A 13,392-nucleotide genomic window follows, 5' to 3' on the forward strand; every position below is an offset into this window, starting at 1 on the left:
GGAGCACCTCATGTCCGTCCGTCACGTGCTTGCCGTACCAGCGGCCGCGCGCGCTTCGGTCCCGCCGCTCGCCGCCGATGCCCGCGCCCTGACCCCAGGGCGGTCCGTGGGCGGCGGGGCCGCGCCGACGGCGCCGGCCGGGGTGGTCGCATGACGGCCACCGAGACCGCCCGCGCCGGGAGGGCCCTGGCGGGACTGGGCCGCTTCTGCTTCCGGCGCCGCCGCCTGGTCCTGCTGATCTGGGTCGTCGGGGTGATCGCCGTGGCGTTCGCCGGCTTCGGCTACGGCGCCGCGCCCGACAACGACTTCTCCGGCGGGGACTCGCCGTCGGCCAGGGCGCAGCAGCTGATGGAGAAGCACTTCCCCAAGGAGCAGGGGGACCGGCTGACTCTCGCGATCAAGGCGGACAAGGGGATCGACGACCCCGCCGTCCGGCGGAAGGTCGAGAAGGTCGTCGCCGATCTCGCCGCCTCACCTGTCACCGGACCGGTCGTCTCGCCGTACCAGGACAGGAGCCTGGTGACCCGGGATCGTCGCATCGCCCGCACGACCGTCCCGCTCAGCGCCAAGGAGGTGGAGAAGAGCGAGGTCAAGCCCCTGGTGGACACGGTCAAGGACGCCTCCGACGGCAGCGTCACGCTGGCGCTGGGCGGTTACATGGCGGAGAAGGCCGAGACGCCCCCGCAGGGTCCGGCCGAGAGCGTGGGCCTCCTGGCCGCGGCGGTGATCCTGTTCATCGCCTTCGGATCACTGGTCGCCATGGGCTTGCCGATCGCGACCGCGCTCCTGGCGATCGTGGGCGGTCTCGCCCTGATGAAGCTCGTGGGGCACCTGGTGCCCGCGCCGAACTTCGCGCTCACCTTCGGCGCGATGATCGGGCTCGGCGTCGGCATCGACTACGCGCTGTTCATCGTGACCCGCTACAAGGACGGCCTCGAGGAGGGCGACGACCCCGAGAGCGCCACGGTCAGGGCCATGACCACCGCGGGGCACGCGGTGCTCTTCGCCGGCACGACCGTGGTGATCGCCCTGATGGGCCTGCTCGTCATGGGGCAGCGGCTGATGACCGGGCTGGCCGTCGCCACGTCCCTCACGGTGCTGGTCACGATGATCGCCGCCCTGACGCTGCTGCCCGCGTTCCTGGGCTTCACCGGACACCGGATCAACACGCTCCGGCTGCCCCGCCGCGCGTCCCGGCGGAGCCGGTCCGCCGGTGCACCGTCCCGGGAGCGCCGGACGCCCGCCGAGCGCTGGGCCGGCGCGGTGCAGCGCAGGCCGCTGGTCGCCGCAGTCCTCGCCGGCGGGATCCTGCTGGCCATGGCCGCGCCCACGCTGTCGATGCGGCTGGGCCAGCCCGACGCCAGCGTCCAGCCCCGCGACCGCAGCAGCTACGTCTCGTACGAGATCCTCTCCGAGGGCTTCGGTCCGGGCTACGGAGCACCGCTGGTCTTCGCCTCCGAGGTGGACTCCCGGAACGCCGACCTCGGCCCCGTCGTCGAAGCGGTCGGCAGGACCGAGGGCATCGCCTATGCCACGCCGCCCCGGGTCAGCGAGGACGGGAAGGCCGTCACCTTCGTCGCCTTCCCCACGACCGGGTACCAGGACGAGGCGACCACGGACCTGGTGCACCGGCTCCGCGACGAGGTGCTGCCCCGGACCGCCGGCGGCGAACAGGTCCTCGTCGGCGGACCGAACGCCGGCACCATCGACACCGCCGAGGAGTCCGGCTCGCGCCTGCCCCTGATGATCGTGGTCGTCGTCGCGATGTCCATGGTGCTGCTGATCGCCTTGGTCCGGTCGGTCACGATCGCCCTGCAGGCCGCCGTCATGAACCTGCTGTCGATCGGCGCCGCCTACGGAGTGCTGGTGGCGGTCGTGCAGTGGGGATGGCTCGGTACGGCCCTCGGGTTCCCCGCCGCCATGCCGGTCTCGACCTGGGTCCCGATGATGATGTTCCCGGTCCTGTTCGGCCTGTCGATGGACTACCAGGTCTTCCTGATCTCGCGGGTCCGTGAGGAGTACGAGCGCACCGGAGACACCCGCGCGGCCGTCGCGACGGGGCTGGCACGGACCGCCAAGGTGATCACGGCCGCGGCCGCCGTCATGATCGCGGTCTTCACCACCTCGCTGCTCGGCCCCGACGTCGCCGTCAAGCAGGGAGGCCTGGGCATGGCCGTCGCCGTGCTCGTCGACGCCACCGTCGTCCGGATGATCTTCGTCCCCGCGGTGATGGAACTGTGCGGCAAGGCCAACTGGTGGATGCCGGGACGCCGGACGCCGAAGACGACCCCGACCGCGACGGCCGGGGCCAGGGAGGAGGCCAGGGTCTGAAGCGCCGGCGCCGCTCAGCTCTCGGCCGGAGGCTCGCCTTCGGCCGCCGCGCGACGGTATTCGGCGTTGATGCGCTGGGCTTCCTCGAGCTGGTCCTCGAGGATGATGATGCGGCAGGCGGCCTCGATCGGCGTGCCCTGGTCGACGAGTTCCCGGGCGCGCGCGGCGATGCGCAGCTGGTAGCGGGAGTAGCGCCGGTGGCCGCCGTCGGAACGCAGCGGCGTGATCAGGCGGGCTTCCCCGAGGGCGCGGAGGAACCCGGGGGTCGTGCCGATCATCTCGGCGGCCCGGCCCATGGTGTAGGCGGGGTAGTCGTCGTCGTCGAGACGGCCGAGAGCGTCGTCTGCTGTCATTCTCACCTCTCTGAGGGAGGGGCCGAGGAGACCTGTGCTCCGGTGTCCTCGGACAGCAGAGGTCCGAAGAGGCACGGTGATCCGAGGACGGTCCGCACGCGGAGCCACGCCCTGGCGCGCTCCTCGCGGCGCCGTGTCCGCTGGGGCACGGATACCCTCCGCCCAACCTTCCGGTGTGCATCGGGGCCCCGACGCCTTCACCGAGGGTAGTGCCCCCGTCCGCACCGCCGGTACCACGGGGCCGTGACCGTCATCCCGGGCGTGCCCGCATCACGGCTGACGTCCGCAGGCCCTCCGCCGCGCGACTCCGTCGGGCGGGCATCGCCTCCACGCGAGGACGTCCGGACGACAGCGGGGGCCGGCGTGAACGCGGTCGGCCCCCGCCTCTCGTGAGAGATGTGTGCCCGCCGCGGGGTCAGACCACCGTGGGCGGGCCGAACAGGGCGGACGCCTGCCGAAGCGGGCCGTCCGCGGCCGCGGGGCGGGTACGGCAGGTGAAGCCGAGCCGGGTCATGGCACGGACGACCTCGCGGGCGCTGAAGTCGCGGCGGTCCTGGCGGGTGATGACGGCGCCGACCTGCATGGCGGGGTACTCACGGCGCCCGATGACCACGGATTCGCCGTTGACGGCTTCGGGCTTGACGCCCGCCATGGTCTCCAGGACACCGCTCTTCGTGAGCTCGAACGGGAAGCGGGCGATGACACAGCGCATAGGACCTCACAGAAGACGGGGACGGGAGTGACCGGTACGGCGGTGGGGCGGGTGGGTGTGCTCGGCGTCGGCCCGCGTCGTCAGGGGCGGGACGGAGAGCTCGCGGGGCACAGGTCACGCAGCTGTACCCGGTCGGTGTAGGCGGAGGTGGCGCGGAAGCCGTTGAGCTGGGCCCGGGTGACGAGGCCGGTGGGCCGGCCGTCGTCGTCCCGGACGACGAGGCGTCCGGTGCGTGCGCCGCGCATGACCGCCAGGGCCACCTCGACGGTCATGTCGTCCCAGACATGCGGCTCTGCCTCGTCGGTCGGGTGCGCGGGCGGGCTGCCGGCGGTGTGCGCAGGGTGGAGCTGTGTCTGAGTCGACGTCACATGCGGCTCCTGGTGGGAGTGGGAGAGGAAAATGTCGGCCCCCGGGCAGGAGGGCTCTTGGCCACGGGGGCGGGGATCCGGAGTGCACGACGGGGAATCGGGGAATCCACCCGGCCCCGGTCCGCCCGCGTGCCTCGACGTGGTGCGCACCCATGAATTCTCTGGCCTTCGAATGACGAGGCGAATTTCAAGGAGGCTTCGAACGGGCAGGAAAGCCGGGTCGGCGGGGAGAAGAATGCGGCTGGGGCCCGCACCCCGAGGGATGCGGGCCCCAGCCACGTCGTGTGCGTCGCGTCAGGCGAGAACGATGTTCTCGGCCGTCGGGCCCTTCTGGCCCTGCGCGATGTCGAAGGTGACCTTCTGGCCTTCCTGCAGCTCGCGGAAGCCCTGGGCGGCGATGTTCGAGTAGTGGGCGAACACGTCGGGGCCGCCACCGTCCTGCGCGATGAAGCCGAAGCCCTTTTCCGCGTTGAACCACTTCACGGTGCCATTGCTCATGTCATATCTCTTTCTGGGGGCTCATCGGCATCCGCACTGTGCGGATGCTGTGTCGCCGCGATGATTACCCCGCCGGAGAGACCGGAGACGAAAAAGCGCTCCCAGCGGCCGGTGGGCGCACTGAGGGCACTTGAAGTTTCGGGAACCACAACTGCAACTGAAATCGAGACTAGCATGCGAACTCGTTCGTTTCCGGTTCAATGCCGCCGCTATTTCCGGCCGCCAAAAAGCCTGTCTGCGCCACCCCGCGCATTCTCATCCCGCCGGCACAGATACTCGTTCGCGGCGTGGAGAGATCCGGAGGGCGACAGAACGCCACGGGCCAAGGAGGATCGCACCCGCGCGGAGCCGGTCGGCGCACGCCGTGGACGGAGACGGAAACGGACACGCCTCGTGGCCCGATGCCGAAGCCGTCGTCACGAGGGGGAGCTAGCCTGCCGCGCGTCGGGCCGCGCTCGTGCCGGAGGCGGAGGCTTGCGCGTCCTCGTCGAGCAGGAAGGTATCGACCTCCCCGAAGTCGGGCGCCTGGAAGGGATTGGTGGTGGGAGGCGGTGATGCTGCGGCGGCGCAGGGGGGCGCCTCTACCGGAGCGGAGAACGGTGAGGTCAGGTCGATGACAGGGTCCTCTTCATTGCGGGTCCATGAACGGATCTGGTGTGCCGTGACCGGGCACGGCGGTCCTACAGCTTGCTCATCTTGGCGTACGGACTCAGGATCCGCTCCTGCGTCGAGCCGAAATCCACGAGCGTCGCTATCCCGTCCTCGATGCCGATGACCCGGCCGAGGCCGTACACGTCGTGGGTGACCTGGTCGCCTACGGCGAACTGCTGAGGAGGCCGCGTGACCGGGGCTTTGAAGGGGCTGGTGGGCAAAAAGCGCTTCGGTGCACCTGGCTTTGTCATTGCCACCAGTATGCGCCCACGCGTCTCCGCCACGGCCGTTCACGTCCGCAGCGCGCGGTAGCCGAGAAGGATCCCGGAGCGGATGACGGGGATCGAACCCGCGCCATACGCTCGGGAATCACCCGGCGCTTGACCCGTATACGTCCTCTGACCTGCGCTAACGTCGGGACCGGGCCCCGTTCTGGCTGCTCCGTCCGCCCCCTGCCGTAGACGCGCGGGAACCGACACGTGACGCGGGCTATCGGCCCCTGAGCAGGCCGCCGACCGCCGTGATGCCTGCCGTGACGGCACGTTCGCCGACGTTGCCGAACCCGAGGATCAGCTGCACCGGCTCCGTCGCGTGCGAGGAACGGCAGGGGCTCATTCCGTAGAGGCCGACGGACCGGGCGCGGGCGGCGGAGACGAGTTCCTGTTCGTCGGCCGGTCCGTCGAGGCGTGCCACCGCGTGGAAGCCCGCCGCGAGACCGGTCACCGCGACGTCAGGGGCGTGTTCGGCGAGCGCTGCCACCAGGGCGGTACGACGTGCCGCGTAGGTCGTCCGCATCCGGCGCAAGTGCCGGTCGAAGCGTCCCGACTCGATCAGTCTCGCGAGGGCGAGCTGATCGAGCGTGGGGGACCCGCGGTCGTTCAACCGCTTGTGCTCGACGATCAGCTCGGTGAGCGCGGGAGGGCAGAGCATCCACCCGATGCGCAGCCCGGGCGCGAGGGACTTGCTGACGGTGCCGATGGAGATCACGCGGTCCGCGGCGAGTCCCTGCAGCGCGCCCACCGGCTCCCGGTCGTAGCGGAATTCGGCGTCGTAGTCGTCCTCGATGACGACGGCGTCCCGCCTCCTGGCCCATTCGATCAGTGCGAGCCGCCGCTCGGGCGTCAGGGCGACGCCGGTGGGCCATTGGTGCGCGGGGGTCAGGACGACGGCGCGGGCGTCGGTCCTGGCGAGTGCCTGTACGTCGATCCCGCGCTCGTCGACCGCCACGGGGGTGGCCGACATGCCCGCCGAGGCCGCAGCGGAGGAGATCGTGGCCGGTGAGCCGGGGTCCTCGTACGCCACCGTACGGATACCCGTCCTGGCCAGGGCGGACAGGGCCAGACCGAGGCCCTGCGCGTAGCCGGAGCAGATCACGATCCGTTCCGGATCCGCCGCGGCGGCGCGCACCCGCCGCAGATATCCGGCCATGACCTCGCGCAGTGCCGCACTTCCGCGCGGGTCGCCGTAGTCGAGCGCCGCCGCCGGCATGGTGCGGGCCGCCTCGCGCGTGGCCCACAGCCAGTCGGCGAGCGGGAAGCTGCTCAGGTCGGGGACGCCGTACCGGAAGTCGGCGACCAGGGGTGACGGCGACGCCGGGGGCGGTGACGTGGGCGCCGACGGTACGCCCGCTCCGGCGGCGACCCGCGTGGCCGAGCCGACGCGTGTCACGAGGTATCCCTCGGCCTGGAGCTGCGCGTAGCACTCCTGCACGAGGCCGCGCGAAACCCCGAGCGCCCGGGCGAGTTCACGGGAGGACGGCAGCCGTTCGCCGATCTGCAGCCGCCCGGTCCGGATCGCGTCCCGCAGCCGCATTTCCAGCTGGGATCGCAGCGGCTCGCCGCTGTCCCGGTCGATGACCAGCAGCAGCTCGGGCGACAGACCGGACCACTCCAGAGGCATGGAATCGGATCTTACTGGCGGTCCGCCCGGCCCCTAGCTTCGTCGTGTGACCAGGATGATCAACTCTCAGGCCGAGGAAGCCGGTTCGCGGCCGGCGCTGGTGACACGGGCCCTGCTGCTGCGCTTCGTCTCGGTCATCGGTGCCTCGACCAGCTTCTACCTGCTGCTCTCCGTCGTTCCCCTCTACGCCGAGGCGTACGGAGGCGGTCATGCCGCGGGACTGGCCTCGGGTGCGCTGCTGCTCGCGACGGTCGGAGGCGGGCTGGCCGCTCCCCGGTTCGTAACCCGCTTCGGTTACCGCCCGCCGCTGGCGGCGGGGCTGGTCCTGCTCGGTGCGCCCGCGCTGGTGCTGACCGCGTCCGGGAGCACGGTGTGGATCACGGCGGTCTGTGCCGTGCGCGGTCTGGGCTTCGGGGTCACGGTCGTCGCGGGTGGTGCTCTGACGGCGTCGCTGATCCCGCCCGAGCGCCGTGGTGAAGGGCTGGCGCTGGTCGGCATCGTGTCCGGGGTTCCGTCGCTGGCGGCCCTGCCGCTGGGAGTGTGGTGGGCAGCGCACGTCGGGTACGGACCGGTGTGCGCCGCCGGCGCGGTGGCCGCGCTGGCCGCTGTCGTCCCGGTGCCGGGAGTGCCGGACCGAGAGCCGGCCTCGGGGCGGTCGATCGGCGTGCTGGCCGGCTTCCGGACAGCCGCGCTTCTGCGACCCGTCGTCGTCTTCTCGGCCACCGCGCTCGCTGCCGGAATCATCGTCACCTTCCTGCCCCTCGCCGTCCCGTCGGCTTCCACCGGAGCCGTCGCCGTGGCCCTGTTCGTCCAGTCCGCGGCAGCGACCGTGGCCCGCTGGGTCGCGGGCCGGCACGGCGACCGGCACGGACCGGCCTCACTCGTCGTGCCCGGCCTGGTCGTCTCGGCCGCAGGGACGCTGCTGACCGCTCTGACCCACAGCCCGGTCGCCGTCGTCATGGGCGTCGCCCTGTTCGGGGTCGGATTCGGAGCCACCCAGAACGTGACGCTGTCACTGATGTACGCGCGTGTCCCCGAGTCCGGCTACGGCACCGTCAGCGCCCTGTGGAACGTCGCCTACGACGCGGGCATGGCCGCCGGGGCCGTCGGCTTCGGCATCCTCGCCGCCCGGACCGGCTACCCCTGGGCCTTCGCCCTCACCGCCGCGCTGATGCTCACCGCCCTCGTCCCGGCCTGGCGCGACCGCCTGGCCGACGGCGCCGGCCGATGACCGGCACCACCACATGCCGCCGGGGCCAAGGCTCCGCCACCCGTACGCGTCGTCGCGTTCGTCGACGACCTGACCGCCTTCAGCGACGAGACCGCCCCATGAGCACGGTCTTCCACGAACAGGAGCTCACATGACCAGCACCACCATGAGGGTGGCCGTCCTCGGACCCGGCGGAGTCGGCGGCCTGATCGGCGGCCTGTTGGCCCGCGACGGGCACCGCGTCATCTGCCTCGCCGGAGAGGAGACCACTGCCGTGCTGCGCCGTGACGGTCTGCGCGTCCGGAGCGCGCGGTACGGCGACTTCACCACTCCGGTCGAAGCAGACACGTCGCTGCGCGAACCGGTCGACGTCACGCTCGTGACCGTCAAACAAACCACCCTGCCCGCCGCCGTCGACCGTGTTCCGCCGCAGGTTCTCGGCGACGGTGTCGTCGTACCGCTGCTCAACGGACTCGACCACGTCGCAGCGCTCCGCCGGCGATACCCGACCGGCCAGGTCGTGGCCGGAACCATCAGGGTCGAGGCCACGCGCACGGCGCCCGGACGCATCGCGCACACCAGCCCCTTCGCCGCCCTCGAACTGGCGGCTCCGCTCGTCGACCTCGCATCCCGCCTCAGGCACGCCGGCCTCGACGTGACCCTGCGCACCGACGAGAGCGCGATGCTCTGGGACAAGCTCTCCTTCCTCGCCCCGTTCGCCCTGCTGACCACGCGCCACCAGGCCGCTGTGGGCGTGATCCGCGACCAGCGGCGGTCGGAACTGCTTGCCGTCCTCGACGAGATCACCGCGGTGGCTCGGGCAGCGGGCGCACCGGTGACCGCCGAGGCCGTGCTCTCGTTCTTCGACCGGGCGCCCGAGACGATGAAGTCCTCGATGCAGCGCGACGCGGAGAACGGCCACCCGATCGAACTCGACGCCATCGGCGGGGCCGTCCTACGGGCCGCGGCCACGCACGGGATCGAGACCCCGATGACCGCACGCCTCGTCGCAGAGCTGGCCTCCACAGCGATCGACGTCTAGACAACGACGAAGGCCCAGGTCGCCGACCTGGGCCTTCGTTCAAGAGCGGACGACGGGAATCGAACCCGTGCTAAGCCTGTGCCTTCTTGGCGTCGATGTCGGCGATCAGGCCCTCGATGAGGCTCTTGATCTCGTCGCGGATGGGGCGGACGGCCTCGACGCCCTGGCCGGCGGGGTCCTCCAGCTGCCAGTCGAGGTAGGTCTTGCCGGGGAAGTACGGGCAGGCGTCGCCGCAGCCCATGGTGATGATGTAGTCGGACGCCTGGGCGGCCTCGGAAGTGAGGACCTTGGGCTGCTGGTCGGAGATGTCGATGCCGAGCTCGGCCATGGCGGCCACGGCGGCCGGGTTGACCCGGTCGCCGGGCAGGGAGCCCGCGGAGCGGACCTCGACGCGGTCTCCGGCGAGGTGGCGCAGGAATCCGGCGGCCATCTGGGAGCGGCCGGCGTTGTGCACGCAGACGAACAGCACGGAGGCGAGCGGGGTCTCGGGCATGGAAGCTTCCTCGGAATCAGCCTTGAATGATATCAGTCTAGGGTGATGTGAGAGTATCAGTGCATGATGACGTCAGTCGACACTGATCTGATCCGGGTGCTGGGTGACCCTCTGCGCCTCCAGATCGTGACCCTGCTCGCCCGCGAGACGCTGTGCACCACCCACCTCGTCGAGGAGACCGGCGCCAAGCAGACCAACCTCTCCAACCACCTGAGAGTCCTGCGCGAGGCCGGGTTCGTGGAGACGGAGCCGTGCGGCCGGTTCACCTACTACCGGCTCAAGCCGGACGTCATCGAGCAGCTCGCCGGCCAGTTCGCCGCTCTCGCGCAGACCGCCCGCCTGACCGCCGAGGCGAACTTCAAGCGTTCCTGCCCCTGATCCTGCCCTGTGCCTTACCTGCCGAGGAGCCCCAGCCCGTGACCGCCACCGAGCCCGCCGCGAGGGACGCCATGGCCGCCGAGACGTCGCCGCAGCCCGCGCCCGGCGCCACCCCGCCCCGTACCCCGCTCGCCGCCCGAGCCGCCGCCGAGCTCGTTGGCACGGCGGCCCTGGTGGCGATCGTGGTCGGCTCGGGCATCCAGGCCACGGAGCTCACTGACGACATCGCGCTGCAGCTGCTCGCCAACTCCACCGCCACGGTCTTCGGGCTCGGTGTACTGATCGCCCTGCTCGGACCGGTCTCCGGCGCGCACTTCAACCCGGCCGTCACCCTGGCCGAGTGGTGGACCGCCCGTCGCGGCGGCGCCGGCGTGAACGCCCGCGAGCTCGCCGTGTACGTCCCTGCCCAGATCATCGGTGCGATCGCGGGCGCGGTGCTCGCGGACGCCATGTTCGGCGAGCCGCTCGTGAAGTGGTCCACGCACGACCGCTCGGCCGGGAATCTCCTGCTCGGCGAGGTCGTGGCGACGGCCGGTCTGATCCTGTTGATCTTCGGCCTGGCCCGCACGGACCGTCTCCGCTTCGCGCCCGTCGCCGTGGCCTCGTACATCGGGGCGGCCTACTGGTTCACCTCGTCGACCTCGTTCGCGAACCCCGCCGTGACGATCGGGCGGGCGTTCACGGACACCTTCGCGGGCATCGCCCCCGCCTTCGTCCCGGCGTTCGTCGGGATGCAGATCATCGGAGCGGCTGTCGGCCTGGCCCTGGTCGCGGTCGTCTTCATGCGCGGCAGGGCGGACACGGAGTGACCCAGGCCGTGGACGTGGTGGTGATCGGCGGCGGCCAGTCAGGTCTCGCCGCCGGCTACCACCTGCGCCGCCTGGGCCTGGACTTCGTGATCCTCGATGCCCAGCCGGCGCCGGGCGGCGCCTGGCAGCACACCTGGGACTCCCTGCGCCTCTTCTCGCCTGCCGCGTACTCCTCCCTGCCCGGCCGCCTCATGCCCCCGCAGCCGGGCGAGACCTATCCGGACGCCGCCCACGTGGTCTCGTACCTGACCGACTACGAGCAGCGGTACGGCCTCCCGGCCCACCGCCCCGTGCGTGTGTCCGGCGTCCACCGCGACGGCGAACTCCTGCGCGTCGAGACCGACTCCGGTACGTGGCGGGCCGCGGCGGTCATCAGCGCCACCGGCACCTGGTCACGCCCCTTCGTCCCCGCGATCCCCGGTCGTACGGGGTTCCAGGGCGCCCAGCTCCACACGGTCGAGTACCGCGGACCGCGCGACTTCGCCGGGCAGCGGGTGATCGTGGTCGGCGGCGGCAACTCCGGCGCCCAGATCGCCGCCGACCTCGCGTACGGCACCATCCTGACCTGGGTCACCCTGCGCGAACCCCGCTACCTCGCCGACGACATCGACGGCCGTGCCCTCTTCGACCACGCCACCGCCCGTCGTCGCGCCCTCGACGAAGGACGCACCGACACCGGCGGCGTCGCCTCCCTCGGCGACATCGTCGCCGTCCCGCCCGTGCGCGAAGCCCGCGACGCCGGTCTGCTCAAGGCCCAGCCGATGTTCACCCGGCTCACCGCGACCGGGGTCGCCTGGGCCGACGGCATGACCGCTGGTGCCGACGCGATCATCTGGTGCACCGGCTTCCGCCCCGCCCTCTCCCACCTGGCCCCGCTCGGTCTGCGCGGTCCTCGCGGTCGCATTCCCACGGCCGGCACCCAGGCGATCGGGGAACCCCGGCTCCATCTCCTCGGCTACGGCGACTGGACCGGCCCCGCCTCCGCCACCCTCATCGGCGTCGGTCGTCCCGCTCGCGAAGCAGTTCGCACGATTGCCGAACTGCTCGGAGCCGTGTGAGCCCGCTGAGCACGTGAGGAAGCCCTGGGTTCTGCGGCGATCCCGGCGGGAATCATCCGGACCCGGGAGACCGAGGCTCCGAGGGGAGCGGTGTGATGCCAGTCGGTCGTTCGGCGCTGGACCGGCAGGCCGTTCTCGACGGCTACGCCAAGGCCCGTCGGACCTTCCACGCGCTCTTGGACGAGGCCACACCGTCCGACCTTGCCCGTCCGACCAGCGGTACTCGCTGGACCAATCAGCAGCTGCTGTGGCACATGCTCTTCGGCTACCTCGTCACGCGCGTCCTGCTGGTCCTCGTACGCGGCTTCGCACGCCTGCCCCGGAGCGCGAGCAAGGCGTTCGCCAGGGTGCTCGACGCGGGGACGCGGCCCTTCGACGTGATCAACTACCTCGGGCCGTGCGGGGCGGTGAGGGTGTTCGGGCTCCGCAGGATGGGCACGGCGTTCGACTGGATCACCGGTTCGCTGGCGGGGCGGCTCGCGAAGGAGTCCGAACGCGATCTGGCGCGAGGCATGCACTTTCCGGTGCGGTGGGACCCGTTCTTCGAGGACTTCATGACCCTTGCGGACCTCTACCGGTATCCCACTCGGCACTTCGACTTCCACCACCGCCAGCTCACCCTTGGCGGCGGGGCTGAGAGGCGTCAGTCGATGTGAGGGCTGCGGCGCTCGACCAGCACTACGTCACGCCAGACACCGTGGTGGCGGCCGATGCGCTCGCGGGTGCCGATCACCCGGAAGCCGGCTCGTTCGTGGACGGCGAGGCTGGCGGCGTTCTCGGGGAAGATGCCGGACTGGACGGTCCAGATTCCCGCCGCCTCGGTCGAGTCGACCAGCGCCTTCAGCAGCGTGGAGGCGACGCCCCGGCCGCGGGCGTCGGGGTGGACGTAGACGGAGTGCTCGACGACGCCGGCGTACGCGCACCGGTCGGAGACCCTGGTGGCGGCGACCCAGCCGAGGACTCGGCCGGTCTCGTCGACGGCGGCGAAGCGGTGCTCGGGCAGCTTCGCCGCGTCGAACTCCGCCCAGGTCGGAGCGGTGGTCTCGAAGGTGGCGTTCCCCTCGTCGATGCCAGCCTGGTAGATCGCGATCACCTCGTCGGCATGTGCCGCTGTGAGCGGCACCGCCAGGGCGGAGGTGGTCACGCGGTGGCCGCCTTGGTCAGCAGCTGCCCCATGGCGGCCAGCACGGCGGGCTCGACCCGGTAGTACACCCAGGTGCCGCGCCGCTCGGAGGACAGCAGCCCGGCCTCCTTCAGCTTCTTCAGGTGATGCGAGACGGTCGGCTGGGAGACGCCGACGTCGGAGATGTCGCACACGCATGCCTCGCCGCCCTCGTGCGAGGCGACGGACGAGAACAGGCGCAGCCGGACCGGATCACCGAGCGCCTTGAACATCCTCGCCGTTCGCTCGGCCTCCTCGGCCGTCAGTGGGCGCTCGGCCAGTGGCGGGCAGCACGGTTCGACCTCGGGCTCCAGCAGCGGCAACACGGTGGCATTCGACATGCATCTATGTTGACACACGTCGAACCAGGGCGGGAGGTCGTCGGTTCGCTCAGAGAGGGGCGCTCCTGACCATGCAGATTCGATGAA

At 71.3% G+C, this 13,392-nt stretch carries 16 protein-coding genes; 7 read left to right on the forward strand and 9 right to left on the reverse strand.

Annotated features, from left to right (window positions below; translation table 11 throughout):
- The first annotated feature begins 150 nt into the window (after positions 1-150).
- Entirely contained in the window at positions 151-2,331 is a 2,181-nt protein-coding gene (locus ACIGXE_RS11395) for an MMPL family transporter (protein ID WP_399745880.1), read from the forward strand.
- Between the two features lie 14 nt (positions 2,332-2,345).
- Here ACIGXE_RS11395 and ACIGXE_RS11400 read toward each other — a convergent pair whose 3' ends face one another.
- From ACIGXE_RS11400 to ACIGXE_RS11425, 6 genes are all read right to left on the reverse strand, one after another.
- Positions 2,346-2,684: a MerR family transcriptional regulator gene (locus ACIGXE_RS11400; protein WP_399745882.1), complete on the reverse strand. Its 339-nt coding sequence runs from the start codon at positions 2,682-2,684 to the stop codon at positions 2,346-2,348.
- A gap of 415 nt (positions 2,685-3,099) precedes the next feature.
- On the reverse strand, positions 3,100-3,396 hold the full coding sequence (locus tag ACIGXE_RS11405) for an SCO5918 family protein (protein ID WP_399745883.1): 297 nt from the start codon (positions 3,394-3,396) through the stop codon (positions 3,100-3,102).
- Positions 3,397-3,476: 80 nt separating this feature from the next.
- A complete protein-coding gene (locus ACIGXE_RS11410; RefSeq protein WP_399745885.1) occupies positions 3,477-3,764 on the reverse strand; it encodes a CBS domain-containing protein in 288 nt (95 codons plus the stop codon).
- Between the two features lie 294 nt (positions 3,765-4,058).
- Positions 4,059-4,262 carry a cold-shock protein gene (locus ACIGXE_RS11415; protein ID WP_399745887.1) on the reverse strand — a complete coding sequence of 68 codons (204 nt, stop codon included), beginning with the start codon at positions 4,260-4,262 and terminating at the stop codon, positions 4,059-4,061.
- 680 nt (positions 4,263-4,942) lie between these two features.
- Complete coding sequence (locus ACIGXE_RS11420; RefSeq protein ID WP_399745889.1) at positions 4,943-5,164, reverse strand: hypothetical protein; 222 nt, start codon at positions 5,162-5,164, stop codon at positions 4,943-4,945.
- A gap of 238 nt (positions 5,165-5,402) precedes the next feature.
- Positions 5,403-6,812, reverse strand: coding sequence for a PLP-dependent aminotransferase family protein (locus tag ACIGXE_RS11425; RefSeq protein WP_399745891.1), 1,410 nt, complete (start codon positions 6,810-6,812; stop codon positions 5,403-5,405).
- A 55-nt stretch (positions 6,813-6,867) separates the two neighbouring features.
- Here ACIGXE_RS11425 and ACIGXE_RS11430 point away from each other — a divergent pair, with 55 nt between their 5' ends.
- Positions 6,868-8,043: an MFS transporter gene (locus tag ACIGXE_RS11430; protein ID WP_399746353.1), complete on the forward strand. Its 1,176-nt coding sequence runs from the start codon at positions 6,868-6,870 to the stop codon at positions 8,041-8,043.
- Positions 8,044-8,173: 130 nt separating this feature from the next.
- A complete protein-coding gene (locus tag ACIGXE_RS11435; RefSeq protein ID WP_399745892.1) occupies positions 8,174-9,064 on the forward strand; it encodes a ketopantoate reductase family protein in 891 nt (296 codons plus the stop codon).
- 70 nt (positions 9,065-9,134) lie between these two features.
- On the opposite strand, the gene ACIGXE_RS11440 is transcribed toward ACIGXE_RS11435, so the two are convergent.
- The gene (locus ACIGXE_RS11440) at positions 9,135-9,557 is read right to left on the reverse strand and encodes an arsenate reductase ArsC (RefSeq protein WP_399745894.1); all 423 of its coding nucleotides are present in this window, start codon (positions 9,555-9,557) and stop codon (positions 9,135-9,137) included.
- Positions 9,558-9,620: 63 nt separating this feature from the next.
- Between ACIGXE_RS11440 and ACIGXE_RS11445 the strand changes: the two genes are divergently transcribed.
- The 4 genes from ACIGXE_RS11445 (at position 9,621) to ACIGXE_RS11460 (ending at position 12,458) form a co-directional block, all read left to right on the forward strand.
- Positions 9,621-9,935, forward strand: coding sequence for an ArsR/SmtB family transcription factor (locus tag ACIGXE_RS11445; RefSeq protein WP_399745896.1), 315 nt, complete (start codon positions 9,621-9,623; stop codon positions 9,933-9,935).
- Positions 9,936-9,973: 38 nt separating this feature from the next.
- The gene (locus ACIGXE_RS11450; RefSeq protein ID WP_399745898.1) at positions 9,974-10,744 is read left to right on the forward strand and encodes an aquaporin; all 771 of its coding nucleotides are present in this window, start codon (positions 9,974-9,976) and stop codon (positions 10,742-10,744) included.
- Entirely contained in the window at positions 10,741-11,802 is a 1,062-nt protein-coding gene (locus ACIGXE_RS11455; protein WP_399745900.1) for an ArsO family NAD(P)H-dependent flavin-containing monooxygenase, read from the forward strand. Before ACIGXE_RS11450 ends, ACIGXE_RS11455 begins: the two co-directional genes overlap by 4 nt.
- Before the next feature lie 95 nt (positions 11,803-11,897).
- Positions 11,898-12,458 carry a DinB family protein gene (locus tag ACIGXE_RS11460; RefSeq protein WP_399745902.1) on the forward strand — a complete coding sequence of 187 codons (561 nt, stop codon included), beginning with the start codon at positions 11,898-11,900 and terminating at the stop codon, positions 12,456-12,458.
- Here the strand turns inward: ACIGXE_RS11460 and ACIGXE_RS11465 are convergent.
- Positions 12,446-12,946: a GNAT family N-acetyltransferase gene (locus ACIGXE_RS11465; RefSeq protein ID WP_399745904.1), complete on the reverse strand. Its 501-nt coding sequence runs from the start codon at positions 12,944-12,946 to the stop codon at positions 12,446-12,448. The genes ACIGXE_RS11460 and ACIGXE_RS11465 overlap by 13 nt on opposite strands.
- Positions 12,943-13,305, reverse strand: a complete 363-nt coding sequence (locus ACIGXE_RS11470; RefSeq protein ID WP_399745906.1) for an ArsR/SmtB family transcription factor — start codon at positions 13,303-13,305, stop codon at positions 12,943-12,945. Before ACIGXE_RS11470 ends, ACIGXE_RS11465 begins: the two co-directional genes overlap by 4 nt.
- Positions 13,306-13,392 lie beyond the last annotated feature (87 nt).

This window comes from Streptomyces sp. NPDC053431 (assembly GCF_044544925.1).
Taxonomy (GTDB): domain Bacteria; phylum Actinomycetota; class Actinomycetes; order Streptomycetales; family Streptomycetaceae; genus Streptomyces.

Bases quoted from the DNA above. Each gene is read 5' to 3' on its own strand.
- ACIGXE_RS11395 (WP_399745880.1), top strand. From the start codon at position 151: ATGACGGCCACCGAGACCGCCCGCGCCGGGAGGGCCCTGGCGGGACTG.
- ACIGXE_RS11400 (WP_399745882.1), bottom strand. From the start codon at position 2,684: ATGACAGCAGACGACGCTCTCGGCCGTCTCGACGACGACGACTACCCC.
- ACIGXE_RS11405 (WP_399745883.1), bottom strand. From the start codon at position 3,396: ATGCGCTGTGTCATCGCCCGCTTCCCGTTCGAGCTCACGAAGAGCGGT.
- ACIGXE_RS11415 (WP_399745887.1), bottom strand. From the start codon at position 4,262: ATGAGCAATGGCACCGTGAAGTGGTTCAACGCGGAAAAGGGCTTCGGC.
- ACIGXE_RS11420 (WP_399745889.1), bottom strand. From the start codon at position 5,164: ATGACAAAGCCAGGTGCACCGAAGCGCTTTTTGCCCACCAGCCCCTTC.
- ACIGXE_RS11425 (WP_399745891.1), bottom strand. From the start codon at position 6,812: ATGCCTCTGGAGTGGTCCGGTCTGTCGCCCGAGCTGCTGCTGGTCATC.
- ACIGXE_RS11430 (WP_399746353.1), top strand. From the start codon at position 6,868: ATGATCAACTCTCAGGCCGAGGAAGCCGGTTCGCGGCCGGCGCTGGTG.
- ACIGXE_RS11435 (WP_399745892.1), top strand. From the start codon at position 8,174: ATGACCAGCACCACCATGAGGGTGGCCGTCCTCGGACCCGGCGGAGTC.
- ACIGXE_RS11440 (WP_399745894.1), bottom strand. From the start codon at position 9,557: ATGCCCGAGACCCCGCTCGCCTCCGTGCTGTTCGTCTGCGTGCACAAC.
- ACIGXE_RS11445 (WP_399745896.1), top strand. From the start codon at position 9,621: ATGATGACGTCAGTCGACACTGATCTGATCCGGGTGCTGGGTGACCCT.
- ACIGXE_RS11460 (WP_399745902.1), top strand. From the start codon at position 11,898: ATGCCAGTCGGTCGTTCGGCGCTGGACCGGCAGGCCGTTCTCGACGGC.
- ACIGXE_RS11470 (WP_399745906.1), bottom strand. From the start codon at position 13,305: ATGTCGAATGCCACCGTGTTGCCGCTGCTGGAGCCCGAGGTCGAACCG.